The organism is Neisseria sp. CCUG12390 (assembly GCF_047837985.1).
Lineage (GTDB): Bacteria > Pseudomonadota > Gammaproteobacteria > Burkholderiales > Neisseriaceae > Neisseria.
In genome coordinates this window covers 1004353-1025514 of sequence record NZ_CP181244.1, presented here as the reverse complement: position 1 = coordinate 1025514, position 21162 = coordinate 1004353, and the positions used below count along the sequence as shown (strand labels likewise).

General features: G+C 46.7%; 23 protein-coding genes. 19 read left to right on the top strand and 4 right to left on the bottom strand.

All coding sequences use genetic code 11. The features are described 5' to 3' along the window. Nucleotides 1-38: 38 nt before the first annotated feature. Nucleotides 39-740: a lytic transglycosylase domain-containing protein gene (locus ACM67E_RS04785; RefSeq protein ID WP_416192474.1), complete on the bottom strand. Its 702-nt coding sequence runs from the start codon at nucleotides 738-740 to the stop codon at nucleotides 39-41. A gap of 200 nt (nucleotides 741-940) precedes the next feature. Between ACM67E_RS04785 and ACM67E_RS04780 the strand changes: the two genes are divergently transcribed. The 17 genes from ACM67E_RS04780 to virB11 all read left to right on the top strand — a co-directional run bounded on the left by ACM67E_RS04780 (nucleotide 941) and on the right by virB11 (nucleotide 15604). Next, the gene (locus ACM67E_RS04780; RefSeq protein ID WP_416192473.1) at nucleotides 941-1390 is read left to right on the top strand and encodes a hypothetical protein; all 450 of its coding nucleotides are present in this window, start codon (nucleotides 941-943) and stop codon (nucleotides 1388-1390) included. Next, complete coding sequence (locus ACM67E_RS04775) at nucleotides 1350-2336, top strand: virB8 family protein (RefSeq protein ID WP_416192472.1); 987 nt, start codon at nucleotides 1350-1352, stop codon at nucleotides 2334-2336. Before ACM67E_RS04780 ends, ACM67E_RS04775 begins: the two co-directional genes overlap by 41 nt. Beyond that, nucleotides 2333-3073: a TrbG/VirB9 family P-type conjugative transfer protein gene (locus ACM67E_RS04770; RefSeq protein WP_416192471.1), complete on the top strand. Its 741-nt coding sequence runs from the start codon at nucleotides 2333-2335 to the stop codon at nucleotides 3071-3073. Before ACM67E_RS04775 ends, ACM67E_RS04770 begins: the two co-directional genes overlap by 4 nt. Then, entirely contained in the window at nucleotides 3073-4290 is a 1218-nt protein-coding gene (locus tag ACM67E_RS04765; protein WP_416192470.1) for a TrbI/VirB10 family protein, read from the top strand. Before ACM67E_RS04770 ends, ACM67E_RS04765 begins: the two co-directional genes overlap by 1 nt. A 74-nt stretch (nucleotides 4291-4364) precedes the next feature. Beyond that, the gene (locus tag ACM67E_RS04760) at nucleotides 4365-5075 is read left to right on the top strand and encodes a hypothetical protein (protein ID WP_416192469.1); all 711 of its coding nucleotides are present in this window, start codon (nucleotides 4365-4367) and stop codon (nucleotides 5073-5075) included. A 128-nt stretch (nucleotides 5076-5203) separates the two neighbouring features. Then, on the top strand, nucleotides 5204-5917 hold the full coding sequence (locus tag ACM67E_RS04755) for a hypothetical protein (protein ID WP_416192468.1): 714 nt from the start codon (nucleotides 5204-5206) through the stop codon (nucleotides 5915-5917). 198 nt (nucleotides 5918-6115) lie between these two features. Beyond that, nucleotides 6116-6745 carry a hypothetical protein gene (locus ACM67E_RS04750; RefSeq protein ID WP_416192467.1) on the top strand — a complete coding sequence of 210 codons (630 nt, stop codon included), beginning with the start codon at nucleotides 6116-6118 and terminating at the stop codon, nucleotides 6743-6745. Continuing rightward, entirely contained in the window at nucleotides 6742-8181 is a 1440-nt protein-coding gene (locus ACM67E_RS04745) for an Mbeg1-like protein (RefSeq protein WP_416192466.1), read from the top strand. The genes ACM67E_RS04750 and ACM67E_RS04745 overlap by 4 nt, the downstream gene beginning before the upstream one ends. A gap of 109 nt (nucleotides 8182-8290) precedes the next feature. Next, complete coding sequence (locus ACM67E_RS04740) at nucleotides 8291-9982, top strand: type IV secretory system conjugative DNA transfer family protein (protein WP_416192465.1); 1692 nt, start codon at nucleotides 8291-8293, stop codon at nucleotides 9980-9982. A 124-nt stretch (nucleotides 9983-10106) separates the two neighbouring features. Continuing rightward, nucleotides 10107-10502: a hypothetical protein gene (locus ACM67E_RS04735; RefSeq protein ID WP_416192464.1), complete on the top strand. Its 396-nt coding sequence runs from the start codon at nucleotides 10107-10109 to the stop codon at nucleotides 10500-10502. A gap of 245 nt (nucleotides 10503-10747) precedes the next feature. Then, nucleotides 10748-11404, top strand: a complete 657-nt coding sequence (locus ACM67E_RS04730) for a hypothetical protein (RefSeq protein WP_416192463.1) — start codon at nucleotides 10748-10750, stop codon at nucleotides 11402-11404. Then, nucleotides 11404-11652 carry a hypothetical protein gene (locus tag ACM67E_RS04725; protein ID WP_416192462.1) on the top strand — a complete coding sequence of 83 codons (249 nt, stop codon included), beginning with the start codon at nucleotides 11404-11406 and terminating at the stop codon, nucleotides 11650-11652. The genes ACM67E_RS04730 and ACM67E_RS04725 overlap by 1 nt, the downstream gene beginning before the upstream one ends. Nucleotides 11653-11698: 46 nt before the next feature. Further along, the gene (locus ACM67E_RS04720) at nucleotides 11699-12397 is read left to right on the top strand and encodes a hypothetical protein (RefSeq protein ID WP_416192461.1); all 699 of its coding nucleotides are present in this window, start codon (nucleotides 11699-11701) and stop codon (nucleotides 12395-12397) included. Further along, a complete protein-coding gene (locus ACM67E_RS04715) occupies nucleotides 12397-12636 on the top strand; it encodes a hypothetical protein (RefSeq protein WP_416192460.1) in 240 nt (79 codons plus the stop codon). The genes ACM67E_RS04720 and ACM67E_RS04715 overlap by 1 nt, the downstream gene beginning before the upstream one ends. 44 nt (nucleotides 12637-12680) lie before the next feature. Next, nucleotides 12681-13325, top strand: coding sequence for a hypothetical protein (locus ACM67E_RS04710; RefSeq protein ID WP_416192459.1), 645 nt, complete (start codon nucleotides 12681-12683; stop codon nucleotides 13323-13325). A 61-nt stretch (nucleotides 13326-13386) separates the two neighbouring features. Further along, nucleotides 13387-14451, top strand: a complete 1065-nt coding sequence (locus ACM67E_RS04705; RefSeq protein ID WP_416192458.1) for a hypothetical protein — start codon at nucleotides 13387-13389, stop codon at nucleotides 14449-14451. A 133-nt stretch (nucleotides 14452-14584) separates the two neighbouring features. Beyond that, nucleotides 14585-15604, top strand: a complete 1020-nt coding sequence (virB11, locus tag ACM67E_RS04700; RefSeq protein ID WP_416192457.1) for a P-type DNA transfer ATPase VirB11 — start codon at nucleotides 14585-14587, stop codon at nucleotides 15602-15604. A gap of 154 nt (nucleotides 15605-15758) precedes the next feature. Here virB11 and ACM67E_RS04695 read toward each other — a convergent pair whose 3' ends face one another. The 3 genes from ACM67E_RS04695 to ACM67E_RS04685 all read right to left on the bottom strand — a co-directional run bounded on the left by ACM67E_RS04695 (nucleotide 15759) and on the right by ACM67E_RS04685 (nucleotide 17328). Then, the gene (locus ACM67E_RS04695; RefSeq protein ID WP_416192456.1) at nucleotides 15759-16178 is read right to left on the bottom strand and encodes a YidB family protein; all 420 of its coding nucleotides are present in this window, start codon (nucleotides 16176-16178) and stop codon (nucleotides 15759-15761) included. Nucleotides 16179-16319: 141 nt separating this feature from the next. After that, a complete protein-coding gene (gene ruvX, locus ACM67E_RS04690) occupies nucleotides 16320-16787 on the bottom strand; it encodes a Holliday junction resolvase RuvX (protein ID WP_416192455.1) in 468 nt (155 codons plus the stop codon). Then, on the bottom strand, nucleotides 16780-17328 hold the full coding sequence (locus ACM67E_RS04685) for a YqgE/AlgH family protein (RefSeq protein WP_416192454.1): 549 nt from the start codon (nucleotides 17326-17328) through the stop codon (nucleotides 16780-16782). Before ACM67E_RS04685 ends, ruvX begins: the two co-directional genes overlap by 8 nt. A gap of 242 nt (nucleotides 17329-17570) precedes the next feature. On the opposite strand from ACM67E_RS04685, the gene ACM67E_RS04680 reads away from it, so the two are divergent. Together ACM67E_RS04680 and ACM67E_RS04675 are read left to right on the top strand one after the other, a co-directional pair. Next, the gene (locus tag ACM67E_RS04680) at nucleotides 17571-19337 is read left to right on the top strand and encodes a peptidoglycan DD-metalloendopeptidase family protein (RefSeq protein WP_416192453.1); all 1767 of its coding nucleotides are present in this window, start codon (nucleotides 17571-17573) and stop codon (nucleotides 19335-19337) included. A 255-nt stretch (nucleotides 19338-19592) separates the two neighbouring features. Then, a complete protein-coding gene (locus ACM67E_RS04675; RefSeq protein WP_416192452.1) occupies nucleotides 19593-21065 on the top strand; it encodes a S41 family peptidase in 1473 nt (490 codons plus the stop codon). Nucleotides 21066-21162 lie beyond the last annotated feature (97 nt).

Here is a 21162-nt window from a genome sequence, read left to right as displayed (position 1 = left end):
TTTGCCAAATTATAAAATATGATTTAAAAAATTAAAATTTAAAAAACAAAAGCAGTATCCACTACAACGGCATTGTCTTTATGAAGATCCGCTTGATTACCCTGACGCATTTCACTTAACTTGGAACTATCTTTGATAAGAGACCCGTTTTTTTTCACAACGACTTTGTTGTTATCGTCTGCTAATAGCGTATTCGTTCCTTTCTCTTGCTTTGGGGAAACTTTACCTATGCTGTTGCTGTTTTTCTGAAAAGAAACAGCTATTGGTTTCTGTACAGCTACATCCCCCACCAAGGATTGTTGCGATTTTACCACATTTTTATTTTTCCCCATCATGGAGGCAAAAATCTTTTGCACATACCCATGTCGGTAACCAGTTACAAAATTACCAGAATAATAACAGCTAAATGATCTTCCCCAATCCTTCGCTCGATCATAGCACTCTTTCAAAATATAGGAACCTGCTTTCAGATTAGGGCAGACTTGAAAGGCTTTTTCATATGAATTTAAACCATATTTCTTAAGATTATAACGATTGACTTGAGCAAGACCCAATGAAAAATTATATCCCCTCTGCTCCAACATCCTTGCAGTAGCAACTGCCTCTGTAATATTTCGAGGCTGCCGTTGGAGCTTCCCCCCAACAACGCCAATCGCATAAGGATTACCAGATGATTCCACTTTGACCACATGCTGCATTATCGCAGGAGGCACAACCAAACCAGCACAATCAAAAATCATTTGCTTCTGTATACTCCAGCATAAATGAATAATATTGACCTGGAATTTAACACAGATTAAAATAATTAACAATAAATTTCTAAGGCAACCCACAAACCTGATACTACTTAATATTTCTCAAGTTATTAGTTTCTTGATTCAGTCTGTGGCTTGTTTTTGATATTCGCATGTAATTTTAATTGTAACAAGGCAACTTTACTATGATTTTATTTAAAAATATGCTTTTTTTAATAGGAATTTCTACCATTATTGGTGGATGCTCTGCACACAAAGCCCCTGACTTTCCAAAAACATGGAAGCCTCTCAACGAACTTCCTGAGCAGACCAACGAAATACCATTATTTAAACAGCATGTATATCAAGTAACACAACTCGATACTACTGTTAAAGGCTTATTGGAACGTTGGGCTGAGGAAGCGAAAATGCCTTTAGTCTACGACCATTCTTCTGATTTTACCCTGTTTCGCAAAACAAAAAGTGTTCGTAATCCAGATTTAAAAGCAGCGTTAGCCGAACTAAGCAGCCTGTATTCTGAACAAGATATGGTTTTTTATGTTCAAAATGAAGTTATCATGGCACATAAAAAAGTTGGAGTTGCAGTAAAAACCGATGCTGCAAATCGAAAAAAGAAGTCCAATAAACCAAACTAACCACTCTTACAATCATGATTTGAAAAGAGAAAATCTTATGCTTAAAAGTAAAAAAAATGATCATAGCGATAATATCCAAAAAAATATAAAAAAATCTTTGGATTTCGAAAAAACCTTAATGGACATCCGTCTCAAGAATGAAAAAAGGGCTTGGACAGTAGCAGGTATCTCTACCTTAACTTCCTTATGCTTGATAGGCGGATTGTTTTATATGCTCCCCTTAAAGCAAAAAGAACCTTATCTAGTCATGGCTGATGTCTATACGGGTCAGGCTACCGTAGCAAAACTGGTAGGTAATTGGAATAACAACAATATTACCGCAAACGAAGCTGTCAACAAAAGCAATGTATCTCACTTTATTATCGCTCGCGAATCATTTGATAGCCAAATTATTTATGATAATGATTGGGCAACTGTATACTCCATGTCAGTCCCCAATGTTTCAGACAGTTATCGGAATCTGATGAACAAAAGCAATCCAAACAGTCCTTTTAATCTGTATGGTTCGTCTCGATCAATCCGCGTTAAAATTTTAAGTATTGTCCTAGATAACAGCGGTAAAGCTGATGGCCGCAATGCCAGTGCTACAGTCCGTTTCCAGCGATTCTTATTAAATAAGGGAACCGGCATATCCAGCTTCATCGATAGTAACGTTGCTACCCTTACCTATACTTACAATAATAATTTAAAGATGGATGAAAAATATAGACTCAAAAATCCTTTGGGTTTCCAAGTGTTGTCTTATAGAGTGGATCCAGACGCAACAGTTGCCTCCGAACAAGAGTTGTCAGCTGAAAGCCTGGTTCAGCAAACTGCTCCGGTCGTTCAGGAAAACGCAAACTCCAATTCCACAACCACACCGGAATCTCAACCTACAAACCCCCAAACAGAAGTAAATAATATTTCTCAATCTGCCCCCATACCCGTAGTAGGAGAGGAAAAATGATTTTTCATAAAACCAATAGAAAAAAATTAATGGTCTTGGTAGGCATAAGCATTTTATGCAGCCATACAGGTGCCGCAACCATCCAAGAATATTTTTACGAGCCGAACAAAACTTACCCAGTACAAACAGCTATGGGCGTTGTCACTCAAATTGAGCTTGACCCCAGAGAAAATATTAAAGATTTCGGTTCCGGCTTGAGTGGTGGCTGGGATTTAGCAAGACGCGAAAATGTTTTCTATATCAAGCCCAAAGATAATGCAATCGATACGAATCTGATTGTACGGACTCAAGCACACCAATATATCTTTGAATTAAAAGTTCTTAAGGGAAACTGGGCAAGTTTATCGGATGCTACAGAACGAGGAGTAAACTACCAAGTTAAATTCCGCTATCCTGATTATACTAATTTTAATCTTCAAGCAAGCTCATCGGGAGGCTATAGTCTCAGATATGATCCGACCAAGAGCTATAACACAAATTACGATGTTGCTGCCGATAAAAAGTCAGAATGGCTAGTGCCTTTAAAAGTTTACGATGACAGTAAATTTACTTATGTCTATCTAAATAAAGGAAAATTTAGTGGCGATTTTCCTACTGTTTACGGAAGGAAAAGTGAAAACGGACCAGAATTTGTACTTAACAGCAATGTGGAAAACAACATAATCATCGTACACGGAACTTATCCAATTTTGGTTTTACGCCACGGCGATAATGTCGTTGGCCTCAAAAGGAATTAATGATGGCAGAAAATTTCAATCACAATGGCAATGAGCCGGATCAGCAATTCAATCACGAGAATACTGATTCAAATAATCTCTATGCCAAACAATACACCAAAGAGCAAGAACAATTAGCCCAACTTGAAGAAAGCGCACCACAGCTTACAGCACCAATAGACAGAGGTCTCAATAAAAAAGCTTTAGCCTTTATTATCCTTGCAGGTTTTGGCTTAACCGGCTTGGGAGCATTTGCATATCATCAGCTTAGCGGAACTGAAGAAGCTCCTCCTCCAGCCAGAGCAGAGGTCGTTACCGTTCCTGATTTGCCGCAACCTGAACCTGTTGAATCACAATCGGCGATACCTGTTTCTGCCGCACCCGATCCAGCAGCACAAGATCCGTCGCAAAATCTCCAATTGCCTCCTATGCAGACAGCAGCGCAGCCTAACTCTATAAATTTAGAGACGAGCCCGCAACCGATGCCTGTAGAGATCAGCCAGCCATCTATGCCTCTTCAGAATGTACCTGTCCAACTGCCTGCGGAAAATGTGGTTACTGATGACTCAACTTTTGTACAGGATGGCGAAGGTGGTGCTCAAGCCCAAAATACTGCCGTACCTACATCAAATGCAGTTCGATATATGCACAACAAAGATAAATTACTTGTACAAGGTACTTATTTACGCTGCGTATTAGAAACAAAGATTATTTCCGAAATTCCCGGTTTTACCTCATGCATGATCACAGAGCCAGTCTATTCAGCCAGCGGTAAATATCTGCTGTTGCCGAAAGGTTCGAAAGTAATGGGTCAATACGGCCCCAGCAATCCGACCAGCGGTCGGATGGGTGTTATTTGGGACAGGATTATCACACCAGACGGTGTAGATGTTACCCTTAAATCCCCTGGCGTGGACAACTTGGGTGCTGCCGGCCACGAAGGAAAATTCAAATCACATTGGCCTTCACGCTTAGCATCCGCATTACTGATCAGCATGATTTCAGATACCTTTAAATATGCCGCTGCCGAATATGGACCACAAGGAGAGACCGTAACAACTTCTTCTTCAACCATATCCAACCCCTACGAAAGCGAAACGGCAGATACATTGAAGCAATTGGCTATCAGTCAGCTTGAACGTAATAATGCACGTCCGAATACCGTCACGATCAACCAAGGTAGTCTGATTAATATCTATACAGCTCAAGATATTGATTTCAGCACTGTAATGCAGTAATTTTTTGACCCGATGCCGTCTGAAAAGTTTTTTTCAGACGGCATCAGTTTAACTACTTCCAAGAAAGGAATCGTATGAAACCTTTTACCCTGCTCGGCCTTTGCGCCGCCTTATCCCTAACCGCCTGTACCAAGGAGCGAAATATGTACGAACAGCATACCGCAGAAGCATCGGGTTATCCGACTTACGAAACGCCCAAAGGCGACGCGCCGCCCGAAAACATCAGAATCAATCCTGACCGTAAGGAACATTATCAGTTGATTGCCCGAATCAAAGATGCACCCTTGAAATTCCAAGTGGTGGAAGGACGGGAGCTTTACCAGGCCACCAACTGCTACTATGTAACCGACCGCTGGGTAGGGGCGACGGCTAATCCGCAATACTCCAAAATGTTGGACATCATCAAAGTGGACGACAACACCTACGTTACCGATTTTTATATAGATACGCCGCTGGATGAAGATTACTATGGCGACGGGGTGTGCAAATGGCAGTTTCTGAGTGCCGGGATAGGCTGGAAGCCGACAGGGAAAGATAAACGGGAAACGGCTTTGATGGCTGATATTTGGCCGGAAGATTTGGAAAAGCTGACTTCGGAAAACCCCGAAATCATTATTAAACATGAGTATGAAAAAAAAGGTTTCCCTATAGCAACGGACTTGAATTGGGAGAATGGTTGGTCTGATGATGGAAGTTCTGTCCGCCATTCCAATCGACACGGTATTATTATTCCAGAGCAAGATAAATTTTCAGTTGAATTAACCATTAGAAAGGTTCAGAAATGAGAAAATTGAACAGTCAGGATTTTGCCCTGTTGTCCGGCCATGTGTACGGGAAGGAATCAAACAGCCAAACTGATGTTTTTTGATTTTTCAGACGGCATCAGTTTGACTGTTTTACAGAAAGGAATCATATGAAACCTTTTATCCTGCTCGGCCTTTGCGCCGCCTTATCCCTAACTGCCTGCCACAAGGAGCGAAATATGTACGAACAGAACGCATCGGAAGCATCGGGTTATCCGACTTATGAATTGCCCAAAGGCGACGCACCGCCCGAGAATGTCAAAATCAACCCTAACCGCAGGGAGCATTATCAAGCAGTTATTAAAATCAAAGACGCACCACTAACGTTTCAAATCGTCAGGGGCAATGAGCTTTACCAAGCCACCAACTGTTACTATGTAACCAACCGCTGGGTGGGCGCAACGGCCAATCCACAATACCGTCAAATACTGAATGTCATTAAAATCGACGACACAACCTATGCCGCCGATTTTTACACCGATACGCCGCTAGATGAGGATTATTACGGAGAAGGTGTGTGCAAATGGCAGTTTCTGAGCGGAGGATTTGTGCTGCTGCCGACTGGAAAAGACAAACATGAGACAGCTCTGATTGTGGATATTGAGCCAGAAATACTCACTAAATTGTCTTCAGAGAATCCTGAAATCAAAACAATCAATCACTATATTAAAACAGATTATCCTGTAGCTACTCGATTAAAACTTGATAGTCTATCCAGCGGCTTATCGGATACAGGAATTGAAAGCTGGCATGAAAAGCCTGAAGATTACACTCCAAATACATTATTTTCAGTTGAATTGACGATTAGAAAGGTACAGAAATGAGAAAATTAAACAGTCAGGATTTCGCCCTGTTGTCCGACCATGTGTACGGTAGGGAAAGAAACAGCCAAACCCATGTCCTTTTGATTTTTCAGACGGCATCGGTTTGACTGTTTCTAAGAAAGGAATCATATGAAGCCTTTTATCCTGCTCGGCCTTTGCGCCGCCTTATCCCTAACCGCCTGTACTAAGGAGCGAAATATGCACGAATACAATACATCGGAAGCGTCAGGCTATCCGACTTACGAAATGCCCAAAGGCGACGCACCGCCCGAAAACATCAGAATCAACCCTAACCGCAAGGAGCATTATCAGTTGGTTGCCAAAATTAAAGACGCCCCCTTGAAGTTCCAAGTAGTGGAGGGACGGGAGCTTTACCAAGCGACCAACTGTTACTATGTAACCGACCGCTGGGTAGGAGCGACGGCCAATCCGCAATACTCCAAAATGCTGGACATTATCAAAGTGGACGACAACACCTATGTTGCCGATTTTTACACCGATACGCCGCTGGACGAAGACTATTACGGCGACGGCGTGTGCAAATGGCAGTTTTTAAGTGCTGGGATTGGCTGGAAACCGACAGGGAAAGATAAGCGGGAAACGGCTTTGATTGCTAGGATTGATTCGGAAGATTTGAAACAATTGAATGCTGAAAATCCTGAAATAATCATTGAACATGAATATCAAAAGAAGAACTTTCCCATAGCAACCGATTTAAATTTTGAAAAAGGTTGGTCTGATTATGGAATTTTTCCTGATAGCGGTTTGGTTTTATCATCACAAGACAAATTTTCAGTTGAATTGACGATTAGAAAGGTGCAGAAATGAGAAAATTGAACAGTCAGGATTTTGCCTTATTGTCCGACCATGTGTATGGTAAAAAAGGTAAAGATGGTAAAGTCGAATTGATTTTTGACAATCCATCTAATAGAGAAATTACGTTGAATGGGATCAAATATAAAATAGAAGAAATCAAAGATAACCCACAAAACGGCTACTTCGGTGCGGTTTACCGCCGCATGGACACTAACGAAATCATCGTTGTCCACCGCGGTACGGAATTCGGTACACGCCAAGACCGTGAAGCCGATATGCGCATGGTCAGAGACCATACCAATCCGCAATACAATGACGCAAAAGCATTAACGGAAGCAGCAGAAAGATGGAAAAAAAGCCAAGCTCCCAATGCTACCATCTACCAAACCGGCCATTCCCTAGGCGGTTCGCTCGCCCAACTGTGCGGCCACCGTTACGGCCACTACACCGAAACCTTCAACGCCTTCGGTACGGCAGGGTTGAAAGAAGCGCAGCCGCTCAACCCGACCGCATTGGACAACATCATCAACCACCGCATGGGCGGCGATTACGTCGCTTCGGCTTCCAACCATTTGGGCAGAAGCATTCTCTATACCACGCCGAGGGAAGTCTCCAACCTGCGTAAAGGCGGCTTTGCCACACACGACACCAAAGACGATAGTTTCTATGCCAACGCATTCGGTATGCCCGAACGCTGGAACAAACCGCTCAGTGCATTCGACCTGTACACTTCCCATGCCATGAGCAACTTTACCCATGCCGGCGGTTTGTCGGTATTGTCGCCCAGGTCGGATGCCCGCCGGCTGGCGCAGGAAAATATGGCCGTGATCGAACGTTTTAACAATCATGTCAAAGAATCCGTCCGCCAGTCGCCCGAGAAATTTGAAAAGCTGTTGGATTGGGCAGACAGGCACATTGCCGAAAACAGCCGTCAGCCTAATCCGTATGAGTGGCAAAATCCGGTTCAATATGCCCGGAATGTGGATACAGACAGGCCTTTCCATAGTGCTGGCGAACCGGCGCAACGGCTGCAAACCGCCCAAGCTCCCTTATTGACTATGGCCGATATGCCCAAACAGGTTCGGGATATGTGCAACCAGTGCAGGACGCTGCTGGTCGAATTTGACAAGGAGGAAGGAGTAACACGAAGCAGCTCGGATTACGACGCCATTTCCCTTTCTATGGCAACCAAGGCTCATGCGGCGGGATTGCCCGAAGTCAAGTTCATCCATGTCCAGGGAGACGGTCGAATAAACATCGGCTACGAATCGCCGCAGGGCATGTATAAAGATACTTCCATCCACACCAATCAGGCATTGGCTTTATCTTTGGAAGACAATGTGTTGCAGGCAAAACAGACCGAACGGGATTTTGCTTTGGCCGAGGAACAGCGGGCGCGGGAAGCCGAATATCGGGCTCACTCCTACGGCGGCCGCAGTTACGGTTGAAACATACCTTAAGGCCGTCTGAAAGTTTTTCACCACAGAAATTCCGTTTTCAGACGGCATCAAAGATATTTCACACATTTTTTACCAATTTGATAGGACATCAATCAATATGACTTTGCGTAATAAAGCCGTTTTGTCGGTTTTTTTGTTGTTGCTTACATTTATTATCGGCAGTTGGTTTTCCGGCTTCATACTGCTGAAGTGGCTGGGACTGAATAAAACACCTTTGGGAATAACGACATGGTTCCAATACTTCAATACGCTGCATATCCCACGGGTTGCAGCGTATTCCTTGCAGATTAAGACTTCGGGCATTATCGGCTTTGTTCTGCCTTTGGTTTTCGCTCTGCTCTGTCTGATTCCTTTATGGAAACGTCCTGCCAAAAAACTGCACGGCGATGCGCGGTTTGCAGGTTTGGCGGAATTGACCAAAGCCGGCTTTTTCAAACAGTCGGATACTTCCGTGGTGGTCGGAAAATACAACGGCCAACTGCTGCACTACAACGGCCAGCAGTTTGCATTGCTGGCCGCCCCTACCCGTTCGGGCAAGGGTGTCGGTATCGTGATTCCGAATCTGCTGCACTATAAGGAATCGATGGTGGTGTTGGACATCAAACAGGAAAACTTCAATCTGACCAGCGGCTACCGCCAGGAAGCATTAGGGCAGGAAGTGTATCTGTTCAATCCGTTTGCCGAAGACGGCAAAACCCACCGTTGGAATCCGTTTACCTATGTTTCATCGGATAAAAACCAGCGCGTTTCCGATTTGATGTCGATTGCGGCAATGCTCTATCCCGATGGCGACAGTAGGGATAAGTTTTGGGTATCGCAGGCGAGAAATGCGTTTTTGGCGTTTTCTTTATATGAGTTTGATAAATATGAAAACGATAAAGTAAATTTTCCGAAGCGTGTAAAAAATAAACCGGCCTGTACGCTTGGTAGCATTTACCGCTTGTCTTCGGGGAACGGCCAAGAGTTAAAAGACTATTTCCAAGGATTGTCACAGGCTGATTTTCTCAGCGAAGCAGCCAAAACCGCCTTTGCCGGCCTGATTTCCCAAGAAAAAGAAACTTTCGGCTCCATCATGGGTACGTTTAAAGAACCGCTTAACCCGTGGATTAATCCGACAATCGATGCAGCGACATCAGGCGATGATTTCCTGCTTACCGACGTGCGCAAGAAAAAAATGACCATATACATCGGTATTCTGCCAAACAAACTGGCCGAATCGCGCGTTATCGTGAACCTGTTCTTCTCGCAACTGATTAACCAAAACACCAAGCAACTGCCGCAGGACAATCCGGCACTCAAACACCAATGCCTGCTGTTGATGGATGAATTTACCAGCATCGGCAAAGTCGAAATCATCGCCAATGCCGTCAGCTATATGGCAGGCTACAACCTGCGCCTCTTCCCGATTATCCAGTCGGTCGCCCAACTGGACGCGGTTTACGGCAAAGAATCCGCCCGCACCATCATCACCAACCACGCCCTGCAAATCATCTACACACCGAGAGAACAGCAGGATGCCAACGAATATTCAGAAATGCTCGGCTATACCACCGTGCGCAAAAAGAATGTCAGCAGAAGCAGAAGAGAACGCAACGTCTCCGAGAACGAAGAACGCCGCGCATTAATGCTGCCGCAGGAACTGAAAGCCATGAGCCAAGACAGCGAAATCGTCATCTACGAAGGCATGGCACATCCTGCTAAAGTATCGAAGATCCGTTACTATCAGGACAAAACATTTACGGCACGCTTAAAAAACAAGGTAGATGTGAAAACGTTGGAAGAGAATTAAAACGGGGAAAAGGCCGTCTGAAAACTTGCGGCGAAGCTGAAATTTTCAGACGGCCTGATTAAAATATTCCCACCATCAAACCGATACTTACCTATTAAATCTGACTAAAAAAGAGAATCCGAACATGGGCTTTATTCTTTTATTGCTCTTTATCCCCGTTTTTATTATCGCTGTTTATACGGTTACTCGACTGCTGATTTTATTTTCCCGAAAGCAACTGACGCCGCAAATCATCATACATGGCTTATTGCTGTCGGCTGTATTACAGATTCTGGTTTTTTGCAGTTTTCTGCGCCACGAAACCTACTATGCTTTTTCACCCATTTTCAGACAGGTATTGATTTTGATCATATTACCCTTTGCCCCATATATCCCGCTGGAATTTTCAAAAAAACCCCGTATAAAGAAACTGGCTCATATCATCCTGTTCTGTATTTTTTCTTCCATTATTTCCGTAGGCATCTTGATGTTTTACTACGATGATTTTTTAAATTCTTTCGGTATAACATCACATTATTGAATCATTGAGGATGGAACGCTGCAAACTTTTCCTAGAATGAACCAGCCATACAAGATTCGCAATACATTTACTTTCGGCTGACTTTGCTACGAACCCGCTTGAAAATACAGGTTCCCCAAACCTTAAAACCCATTCCGCAACCGCCAATCCCGCATCTGTCCCCAACCCGCGCAATCGGATTTATAATCAGGCCGTCTGAAACTTTCAGACGGCCTGATTATACATTCGTAAAGGAATACCGCTTTATGAAACATCTCACCATTTTACTGACCGCCGCGCTTTCCCTTGTCGGAATGAGTGCCTGCGGCCATTCTTCGGAGGAACAGAACATGAGCATTCAGGAAAGAACGGAACAGCGTTTCCGCCAAAACCCCAATCCCAAAGAAGCCTACCGTATCCGCATTAAAATCAACGATGCGCCCGGGCCGTTAAAACTGATGGGCGATATGAGTGTCGGTTATCAAGCCGATAACTGCGAATATCTGATTACTTCCGAAATCATCGGCGCAAAAGCACATCCTTACAAAAGCCTGAAAATGCCAATCCGTCAAATCGGTGAAAACGAGTACGAAACAGTGATTTACCGAGATGCCATGCTGGACGAAGACTATTTCGGCGATGGGGTCTGCCGCTGGAAACCTGCAGGTTTCGGCACGGGCTTCAAAGCAACAGGATTACCTGAAGAAACCGAGTTCAGTATCAACGACTTTGTGGATAATCTGATTGAGAGAAAAACCATGACCAGTTATTATTGGAAAGCCATCTATCCTTTCCATCGAAAAAAAGATGGATCGGTTTATACCGATTCAGTAGATTCCGGCTCTGATTCATTAACCGTTTTCAACGAAGAACAGAGAAAAAATTTATTTTCCATTACCGCAACCATTGAGGAGGTTAAATAATGGCTTATCCAACTCACCAACAATACGCAGACTTGGCTAAAGACGCGTATGAAAACCGTCAGGTTACCAAATACGGAGAGAAAGGGATACCTATCGGCGGCAACGAATACCAAGTCCTTGCCGTCGCCAACGACCGTTTTTCGGGTTATCAGGGTACAGTTTACCGAGACCTTAAAACCCGTTCCGCAACCGCCAATCCCGCATCTGTCCCCAACCCGCGCAATCGGATTTATAATCAGGCCGTCTGAAACTTTCAGACGGCCTGATTATACATTCGTAAAGGAATACCGCTTTATGAAACATCTCACCATTTTACTGACCGCTGCCGCGCTTTCCCTTGTCGGAATGAGTGCCTGCGGCCATTCTTCGGAGGAACAGAACATGAGCATTCAGGAAAGAACGGAACAGCGTTTCCGCCAAAACCCCAATCCCAAAGAAGCCTACCGTATCCGCATTAAAATCAACGACGCACCCGGGCCGTTGGTACTGGAACAGGATATGGACGTAGGCTATCTGGCCGACAACTGCGAATACCTGATTACTTCGGAAATCATCGGCGCAAAAATCCCCCCTGAAAAAGATTTGATGATGCCAATCCGTCAAATCGGCGAAAACGAGTACGAAACGGTGGTTTACCGAGATGCCATGCTGGACGAAGACTATTTCGGCGATGGGGTCTGTCGTTGGCGAGTTGTCGGATTCGGTACGGGATTCAAGGCAACCGGCAAAGCCGAAGAAACCAGCTTCGGCTTCGGTGGAATGGTAGATGAGCTGATTGAGCAAAAAACCATGACCAAATATTATTGGAAAGCAAGATATCCTTACTATCGAAACGAAGACGGTTCGATTGCTTTACAAAATGACGGTATTGAAAGCATGCCGGAATTGGCAATCGGTTATTCCTATTCCGGCTCTGATTCGTTATCCGTTTTCAACGATGAGCAGAAAAAAAATCTGTTTACCATTACCGCAACCATTGAGGAGGTCAAATAATGGCATTTCCCACCCATCAGCAATACGCAGACTTGGCAAAAGACGCTTACGAAAACCGTATGCCAAGCAATAAAGAAATTGATATTGGTTTGAATAAATACAAAGTCTTGGCCGTCGCCAATGACCGTTCTTCAGGCTATCAAGGTACTGTCTGTCCCAACCTTAAAGCCCGTTCCGCAACCGTCAATCCCATGCTTATCCCCAACCCGGACAATCGGATTTATAATCAGGCCGTCTGAAATTTTCAGACGGCCTGATTATACATTCGTAAAGGAACCGCTTTATGAAACAGTTAACCATTTTACTTACTGCCGCTGCGCTTTCCTTTACCGGACTGACCGCCTGCGGCCATTCGGAGGAACCAAACATGAGCATTCAGGAAAGAACGGAACAGCGTTTCCGCCAAAACCCCAACCCCAAAGAAGCCTACCGTATCCGTATTAAAATCAACGACGCGCCCGGGCCGTTGAAGCTGATGAGCGATATGAGTGTCGGCTATCTGGCCGACAACTGCGAGTATCTGATTACTTCGGAAATCATCGGTGCAAAAGCACATCCGCGAAAAAGTTTGAAATTTCCTATTCATAAAATCAGTGAAAACGAATACGAAACGGTGGTTTACCGTGATGCCATGCTGGACGAAGACTATTTCGGCGAAGGGGTCTGCCGCTGGAAACCTGACGGTTTCGGCACGGGCTTCAAAACAACGGGATTACCTGAAGAAACCGAGTTTAGTATTAACGACTTTGTGGATAATCTGATTGAGCAAAAAACCATGACCAAATATTATTGGAAAGCACTCTATCCTTATCCGACGCACCCACAAAATGACTATGTTGATTTCGGAAATGAATCGCCTAACGACTTCAGCCCTGAAAACCAAAAAAACTTATTCACAATGACCGCAACCATTGAGGAGATTAAGTAATGGCACTCCCTACCCACCAACAGGACAGGCGCAGGCTGCTGTTGATCTGACGAAACAGGCAATGGATAAAATTAAGGTTATGCACGACAAAGACCCGAGCAAACCGATGCCCACCCTGACCCACACCGGCCATTCCCTCGGCGGTACGCTCGCCCAAATCAGTGCGCATTATTTCAATCATCAGGGCGTTACTTTCAATGCCTACGGTGCCGCCAGCCTGCCCCGAATTCCCGAAGGCGGCGGCAGGGTCGTCAATTATGTCAAGGCTTCCGACCCCGTCGCCGCGGCCAGCGGCCATTACGGTTCGGTGGTGGTGTTGGCGACTCCCGACGAAATCAACCGCCTTTCCAAAGCGGGCTATACCAACAGCCGTGCAGCCAATGTGCTGCTTCCTTCTACTGTTTACGGTGCGGCCGCGACTTCCGTCGGTTCGGCGCATTCCATCGATAACTTTACCGGCAGCCGTTCGATTTTGTCCGACCCTAATGCGCGCAAACTCGCACAGAACAATGCCATTCTGATTGATGCCTACCGCAGCGATGTCAATCAGGAACGTATCGGTCTCAATATTCTTTTAAATGCGTCGGATCCGGTTCGGAATATCAACAATACGATCGATATGCTCAAACGCGACCGTCCGGCGGGCGAACCCGCCCGGAAAAACCTGCCGCCGCTCGCACAAGCCCAACCCTTTGACTTGGAAATACAGCAGTATGCCCAGACTCCTGCATTGTCTTTTGCCGATATGCCCAAACAGGTTCGGGATATGTGCGGACAATGCAGGACGCTGCTGACCGAATTTGACAGGGAGGAAGGGGTAACGCGCAGCCGTTCGGATTACGATGCCATTTCCCTCTCTATGGCAACCAAGGCTTATGCGGCGGGACTGCCCGAAGTCAAGTTCATTCATGTTCAGGGAGACGGCCAAATCAATATCGGCTACGAATCGCCGCAGGGTATGTTTAAAGATACTTCCATCCAAACCAATCAGGCATTGGCTTTATCCTTGGAAGACAATGTGTTGCAGGCAAAACAGACCGAACGGGATTTTGCTTTGGCCGAGGAACAGCGGGCGCGGGAAGCCGAATATCGGGCTCAGTCATACGGCGGCCGCAGTTACGGTTGAAACATACCCTAAGGCCGTCTGAAAGTTTTAACTCCGCCCGGAACTTTCAGACGGCATTTCGAAGATTCTGTCATGACGTTTATTCCGTGAATATGATATTATCTTTTTTCATTTTTTTAGACTTTTGATCACCATGGAAGAATTAAATTCAACAATTTCAGCAGATTTTTTAAATTACCAATATGAAATTTTAGGTATTTCGTCTTTTCTGAATAATCCTGATGTAACGGAAATCTGTATCAACCGTCCGGGAGAGGTATTTCTAGAGACAACGCAGGGATGGCAAAAGGTTGCCGTAGAAACATTGACTTTCGAGCGGGCACGTCAGTTTTGTACGGCTGTTGTCAATGAAAGTAATACAGGACAACGGATTACCGAGACCGAACCTATGGTTTCTCTGACTTTCCCGACTGGTCAACGCGCCCAATTCGTTATTCCTCCTGCATGCGATACGGGTAAAGTTTCAATTACCATCCGCCTTCCTTCCAAACATACTAAAAGCCTCCATCAATATAGTTCAGATGGATTTTTCAGTCAAATCGTTGATTTAAATGGTGAACTATCGGACCATGACAAAGAATTGCTGAACCTCAAAAATAGTAAAAACTACGAGTTATTTTTTAAAAGGGCTGTCGAATATAAGAAAAACATCGTCGTTTCAGGGGCAACCGGTAGCGGTAAAACAACTTTTATGAAAGCACTGGTCACACACATCCCATTAAATGAACGGTTAATCAGTATCGAAGATGCTCGCGAGCTTTTCATTCCTCATGAAAACGTGGTACACCTTCTTTATTCAAAAGGCGGACAAGGTAGTGCGAATGTATCTGCAAAAAGCTGTATGGAATCTTGTTTGCGTATGAAACCTGACCGTATTATTTTGGCCGAATTGCGCGGAGATGAATCTTTCTACTTTATCCGAAACTGTGCCTCGGGCCACCCGGGTTCCATAACAAGCTGCCATGCTGGCAGTACTGAACAAACTTGGGATCAATTGGCTTTAATGATTAAAGCATCTCCTGAAGGAAGCGGACTAGAATTTGGTGTTATTAAAACCTTGTTGAAACAAACAATCGATATTGTAGTCCATATCAAAGCTCATGCCGGTCAACGCCATATTACAGGTATTGATTTTGACCCAACCAAGATATAATAAGTCAGAAAATCATTATACCTTTTTAAAAAGAAATGTTTTTAAGGTTATCTGGATCTGAGTATCCTGTTTTCTTTAACAAATAACAAACAAAAATTAATCAGCAAAAAAGCCCCGGATGACCATCCGAGGCTTTTAACGGGTAATTTACTGCTTATTTGATGAAGTTTTTCAACACCAATGATGCAATATCGTCCAGACCGAAACCGTCGGCTTCCTGAAGATTGCCGTTCGGCGTGGCGCTGTCGACCAGATTGGGCAGAACCTGTGCCAGCAAATCGCCGGCCTGCTGGCCATCCATACCGAATTTTTGGGCAACCTGGCCGATGATGTCGCTACCCAAAGCATTTTGCAGTTCACTGCCGGATACCGGCGCGTTGGCTTGAGAAGTAGATACCCAGCTGCCCAAGGCATCGCCTAAGCCGCCTTGCTGCAGTTGGTTCACCAAATTGCCGATACCGCCTTGTTGGCGCACCAAATCCATTGCCATATCGACTACGGAATTTTGGCCGTTGCCGTTGTTGTCGTTCAGGGCTTGGGTCGCCACGTTCAACAGAGTATCCATTAAAGCCATGTGATTTATCCTTAAATTAATGTGTTGTGACAAACGGCTTGAGTGTAGCAAACATCGCCGTACCGCGCCGCTTCCTTAACAAAAACAAACGCAGGCCGTCTGAAAAAATGTTGCGCAAAGCAATCAGTTTTCAGACGGCCTTCATTCATCGTTTTCAGCTTCGCGGCCGTTGAAATATTCCGCTGCACCGCCTTCGAAAAACCCCTGCAAAACTGCCTGCGCCGCCACCTGATCCAGCACGGCTTTCTGCTTTCTGCCGAATACCTGCGCTTCGGCCAACAAACTCTCTGCATACAGCGACGACATGCGCTCATCGACCCAGTACACCGGCAGATGAAACCGCCCCTGCAAACGGCGGCCGAACTTGCGGCTCAAACGCGTCAGCTCATGCTCCGTACCGTCGGTATGCGTGGGCAACCCTACCACCAATTGCAGCGGCTGCCATTCTTTGACCAGCTTGGCAATGGCGTCAAACTTGGCCTCGTTGCTGCTGCCGGTAACGGTTGCCAGCGGGTGCGCCATACCCAGTTCGGCATCGCCTTGCGCCACGCCGATGCGTACTTCGCCGAAATCGAATGCCAGCGTCGTTCCCGCGGGAGCCTTAAGCATGTCCCGCTCCCACAACCAGACGGTCAGGCCGGATGCCGAGTTTGTCGAACACGGCGGCATAGCGGTGTTCATACGGCACATCAAACAAAATATGCTCGTCGGCCGGCACGGTCAGCCACACATTATCGGCAAGCTCCCGCTCCAACTGGCCTTTGCCCCAATTGGAATAACCGATGCTGACCAAAGCTTTCTCGACCGCACCGGGTTCGGACAAATTTTCGATAATGTCACGCGAAGACGTAAGCGCAACGCGGTCGGTTACCGCCAGCGTACTCTGCCAGCTGCCTAAGGGCGTATGCACCACATAGCCGCGGTCAACCTGCACCGGCCCGCCCATCATCACGCTTTCGTGCTGCATACGCAATGGGATGTTGCGGTCGCTGGCGGCAAAAATCATATCCATCGTAATCGGCGACGGCTTGTTGATAATAATACCCAGCGCGCCCTCTTCCCCATGCTCGCAAACGTAAATCACGCTGTCGTGGAAAAAGGGATCGTCCATATTGGGCATGGCAACCAAAAAATAGTTTGCTAAATTCATATCTTCTCTTGACCGTTTGCTCCGAAATCGGGAGCTTTCGTGAAATCCTGCATCTGCCGGATGCGGATTTAGTGGGTTTAAGGCACGAAATCCATTGTCCACATGCCGGATACGGCTACTATATAAGAGCGTTTGTCCGGATTGCAAGCATTTGCGGCACACCGCCCGAATAACATTTTCAGACGGCCTGACAAACAGTATAATCAGCTTTTGTTGCGTTTATTACTTTAAGAAAATACACCATGCGTTACCAACCTCTGTTACTCGCCCTATTATTATGTTTCGCCGCTCCTTCTTTCGCCGCCAATGACACCAAAGAAAAAACAGCCGCCGCGAAAAAAAACACCTCGGCTAAGAAAGCAACCGCAGTAAAAGAAGCGGTCAAAGCCGCAGATAAAAAAACCGCGGCCAAAGATAAAAAAAGCAACGGCAAGACCGCGTCCGACAAATCCAAACGAAAAGCAGACGGCACGCCGTCTGAAAAAGCCAAAGCCGCCAGCAAAAAAGGGGAACAGACCGATAACAAAAAAACCAAAGCCAAAGCAGCCGACAACAAAAAAGACGCCGCTCAAACCAAAGAACAGCCGGTAAAAAAAGCCGTGGCCAAAAATAAAGACAACACCCAAAAAACCGATAAAGATAAAAAAGATAAAAAAACAGCGGCCAAAGCCGAAACCGCCGCCAAACAAAACTATAAAAAAGAAACCGTAAAAAACGCAGCCGGCAAAGCAGAAACCGCCAAATCAACCGCGAAAGCCGGTGTCCGCGACAAAAGCCCGAACAAAGACAGCGATGACTTACGCGCCGCCGTCAGCACCGCCACCAACGATTTGGAAGCCAAACAAGCCTTAAACAAACGCACGGCCAATTTCTTGGTGCGCGTCAATGCCGATTTGAAAAAGCTGCAACAGACCCGCAGCAGCTTATCCGCCGTCAACCGGCAACAGCGCGACGCATGGGACAAACTGCAGCAGTTAGACAAAGACCTTACCCGCCTGAAGGCCGAGGTGGGCAACACGCGTGCGCAGATTTCCCGTTTCGTTTCCGGCAATTATAAAAACAGCCAACCCAATGCCGTTGCCCTGTTCCTGAAAAATGCCGAACCGGGCCAGAAAACGCGTTTCCTGCGCTATACCCGCTATATCAACGCCTCCAATGAAAAAGTGATGGCGGATTTGGCCAAGCAGCAAAAAGAATTGGCCGCACAGGAAAACAAGATTAACAGCGAATTAGGCCGTCTGAAACGTTTGCAGGCCAACGCGCAGGCCGCACTGAAAAAGCAGGGGGCGAAGAACACACCCGAGCTGGTCGAAAGCCGCCGCCAAAATGCCGCAATGGCCAAGGATGCGAAGAAATCAGTCACCCAAAAAGACAACGAACAGCGTTTGAACAATCTGATTAAAGACTTGGACAAACAAAAAGCCGAGCAGCGCAAAAAAGAAGCCGAAGCACGTAAAAAAGCGGCGGAAGCGCGTTTGGCCGCCGCCGAAAAAGCCCGCCAGGCCGCTAAGGCAAAAGAGCAGCAAGCCGCAAAAGAGCGCGCCGCCCTGTCCAACCTCACCGCCGAAGACATGAAACTGCAGGCACCGGCATCCGGCAGCTTCGTTACCGTCAGCAATCCGAACAGCTTCAGCCGTATGCAGGGCCGTCTGAACAAACCGGTCAACGGCATGCTTTCAGGCCTGTTCGGCCACCAGCGCGAAGGCGGCGAAATGTGGAAAGGCGTGTTCTACACCACCCCGCCTGCCGCGGTGAACAGCATTGCCGCCGGCAATGTGATGTACGCCAATGAACTGGAAGGCTACGGTAACGTGGTAGTGGTGGATCACGGCGACAAATACGTCAGCGTGTATTCGGGTCTGAGCGAAATCAGCGTCGCCAAAGGCTACGCCGTCGGCCAAGGCCACAAAATCGGCACCAGCGGCACCTTGCCGGGCGGTGAAGAAGGGCTTTATCTGGAAATCCGTTATAACGGCCAAAACATGAATCCGCTCTCTTGGATCAATTAATCCTTCAGACGGCCTCCATATCCGCTTCAGCCAAATAAAGGATTCAGGCCGTCTGAATATTGAATCGATTCCATAATCGGGATAATTCCGCAATTTCCGCGCAGGCAAACAGTCGCTAGCATTTTTTTACCCTAAAACGGTTGTATCATCAGAACAAATCGCCTAAAGTTCCACGATGACGGTTCAGGCCGTCTGAAAAATTTCAGACGGCCTCCGCACCAGCACTAAAAGCACGAAAAGAGAAAGTTAAGAATAATGTCGAAATCCACTTTGAAAAAAGTTGCCCTTTACACCTTGGGCGCATTCAGCGGCGTGGTACTGAGCCTCAGCGTCCAAAGCATTGCCGCCGAAAAAGACGCCAAAGACGAATCCCTGCCGGTCAAATCCATCCGCACCATGGCCGAAGTCTACGGCCAAATCAAAGCCAATTATTACCAAGACAAATCCGATGCCGAGCTTTTTGAAGAAGCCATGAAAGGCATGGTGGCCGGCCTTGATCCGCATTCCGAATACATGGATAAAAAAGGCTATGCCGATTTGAAGGAAAACACCAGCGGCGAATTCGGCGGCTTGGGCATGGAAATCGGCCAGGAAGACGGTTTCATCAAAGTGGTGGCACCGATTGAAGACACCCCGGCCGAGCGCGCAGGCGTGAAAAGCGGCGACTTCATCGTCAAAATCGACAATACCTCTACCCGCGGCCTTACCGTCAGCGAAGCGGTGAAAAAGATGCGTGGCAAACCGGGAACAAAAATCACCCTGACCCTGTCGCGCAAAGATGCCGACCAGCCGATTGTCGTCAACCTGACCCGCGCCGTCATCAAAGTCAAAAGCGTGCGCCACCACCTGCTCGAACCGGGCTACGGCTACATCCGCATCACCCAGTTCCAAGAACGTACCACCGCTGCGCTCACTGAAGCAGCCAAGGCATTAACGAAGCAAAACGGTGCGCCGCTGAAAGGCCTGATTTTGGATTTGCGTGACGACCCGGGCGGCCTGTTGAACGGAGCCGTCGGCGTATCGGCCGCCTTCCTGCCTGCCGACGTGAATGTGGTCAGCACCAAAGGCCGTGACGGCAAAGCCGGCATGGTATTGAAAGCCACACCCGAAGATTATATTCTGTCCAGCGGCAAAGACCCGCTCGAAGGGCTGCCGGCCGAGTTGAAATCCATCCCGATGACGGTGTTGATTAATTCAGGTTCGGCCTCGGCTTCCGAAATCGTGGCCGGCGCGCTGCAAGACCACAAACGCGCCGTGGTGGTGGGGACGCAGAGTTTCGGCAAAGGTTCGGTACAGACCGTGATTCCGCTGTCCAACGGCAGCGCAGTCAAACTGACCACCGCCCTGTATTACACGCCGAACGACCGTTCGATTCAGGCGCAAGGCATCGTGCCGGACGTCGAAGTGAAAGACAAAGACCGCGCCTTTGAAAGCCGAGAAGCCGACTTAGTCGGCCACATCGGCAATCCTTTGGGCGGAGCAGACGTTAACGGCAGCAATGCTCCCGAGACGGTGGAAGAAGCCTTGCAAACGAACACCAAGGCAAAAACCGACAAGGAAAAAGAAGAAGACATCATTGCCCGCCGCACACCGAATCCGGCCAAAGACGACCAATTGCGTAAAGCCTTGGATTTGGTGAAAAATCCGGCCGAATGGCAAAAATCGTTAGGTTTGGCCGCGAAAAAGCCCGTGCCGAAAAAGAATGACGAGAAACAAGATAAAGAATAATCCTTAGCGGCAATCATAAAAAGGACAGGTCACTTACCTGTCCTTTTTATTTCACTATATTGCCGAGCTGAATCAGAACATTAGGTTGAGACCTTTT

Coding starts and splice junctions, on each gene's coding strand:
- ACM67E_RS04785 (WP_416192474.1), bottom strand. CDS start 740: ATGATTTTTGATTGTGCTGGTTTGGTTGTGCCTCCTGCGATAATGCAG.
- ACM67E_RS04780 (WP_416192473.1), top strand. CDS start 941: ATGATTTTATTTAAAAATATGCTTTTTTTAATAGGAATTTCTACCATT.
- ACM67E_RS04775 (WP_416192472.1), top strand. CDS start 1,350: ATGCTGCAAATCGAAAAAAGAAGTCCAATAAACCAAACTAACCACTCT.
- ACM67E_RS04770 (WP_416192471.1), top strand. CDS start 2,333: ATGATTTTTCATAAAACCAATAGAAAAAAATTAATGGTCTTGGTAGGC.
- ACM67E_RS04765 (WP_416192470.1), top strand. CDS start 3,073: ATGATGGCAGAAAATTTCAATCACAATGGCAATGAGCCGGATCAGCAA.
- ACM67E_RS04760 (WP_416192469.1), top strand. CDS start 4,365: ATGAAACCTTTTACCCTGCTCGGCCTTTGCGCCGCCTTATCCCTAACC.
- ACM67E_RS04755 (WP_416192468.1), top strand. CDS start 5,204: ATGAAACCTTTTATCCTGCTCGGCCTTTGCGCCGCCTTATCCCTAACT.
- ACM67E_RS04750 (WP_416192467.1), top strand. CDS start 6,116: ATGCACGAATACAATACATCGGAAGCGTCAGGCTATCCGACTTACGAA.
- ACM67E_RS04745 (WP_416192466.1), top strand. CDS start 6,742: ATGAGAAAATTGAACAGTCAGGATTTTGCCTTATTGTCCGACCATGTG.
- ACM67E_RS04740 (WP_416192465.1), top strand. CDS start 8,291: ATGACTTTGCGTAATAAAGCCGTTTTGTCGGTTTTTTTGTTGTTGCTT.
- ACM67E_RS04735 (WP_416192464.1), top strand. CDS start 10,107: ATGGGCTTTATTCTTTTATTGCTCTTTATCCCCGTTTTTATTATCGCT.
- ACM67E_RS04730 (WP_416192463.1), top strand. CDS start 10,748: ATGAAACATCTCACCATTTTACTGACCGCCGCGCTTTCCCTTGTCGGA.
- ACM67E_RS04725 (WP_416192462.1), top strand. CDS start 11,404: ATGGCTTATCCAACTCACCAACAATACGCAGACTTGGCTAAAGACGCG.
- ACM67E_RS04720 (WP_416192461.1), top strand. CDS start 11,699: ATGAAACATCTCACCATTTTACTGACCGCTGCCGCGCTTTCCCTTGTC.
- ACM67E_RS04715 (WP_416192460.1), top strand. CDS start 12,397: ATGGCATTTCCCACCCATCAGCAATACGCAGACTTGGCAAAAGACGCT.
- ACM67E_RS04710 (WP_416192459.1), top strand. CDS start 12,681: ATGAAACAGTTAACCATTTTACTTACTGCCGCTGCGCTTTCCTTTACC.
- ACM67E_RS04705 (WP_416192458.1), top strand. CDS start 13,387: ATGGATAAAATTAAGGTTATGCACGACAAAGACCCGAGCAAACCGATG.
- virB11 (WP_416192457.1), top strand. CDS start 14,585: ATGGAAGAATTAAATTCAACAATTTCAGCAGATTTTTTAAATTACCAA.
- ACM67E_RS04695 (WP_416192456.1), bottom strand. CDS start 16,178: ATGGCTTTAATGGATACTCTGTTGAACGTGGCGACCCAAGCCCTGAAC.
- ruvX (WP_416192455.1), bottom strand. CDS start 16,787: ATGCTTAAGGCTCCCGCGGGAACGACGCTGGCATTCGATTTCGGCGAA.
- ACM67E_RS04685 (WP_416192454.1), bottom strand. CDS start 17,328: ATGAATTTAGCAAACTATTTTTTGGTTGCCATGCCCAATATGGACGAT.
- ACM67E_RS04680 (WP_416192453.1), top strand. CDS start 17,571: ATGCGTTACCAACCTCTGTTACTCGCCCTATTATTATGTTTCGCCGCT.
- ACM67E_RS04675 (WP_416192452.1), top strand. CDS start 19,593: ATGTCGAAATCCACTTTGAAAAAAGTTGCCCTTTACACCTTGGGCGCA.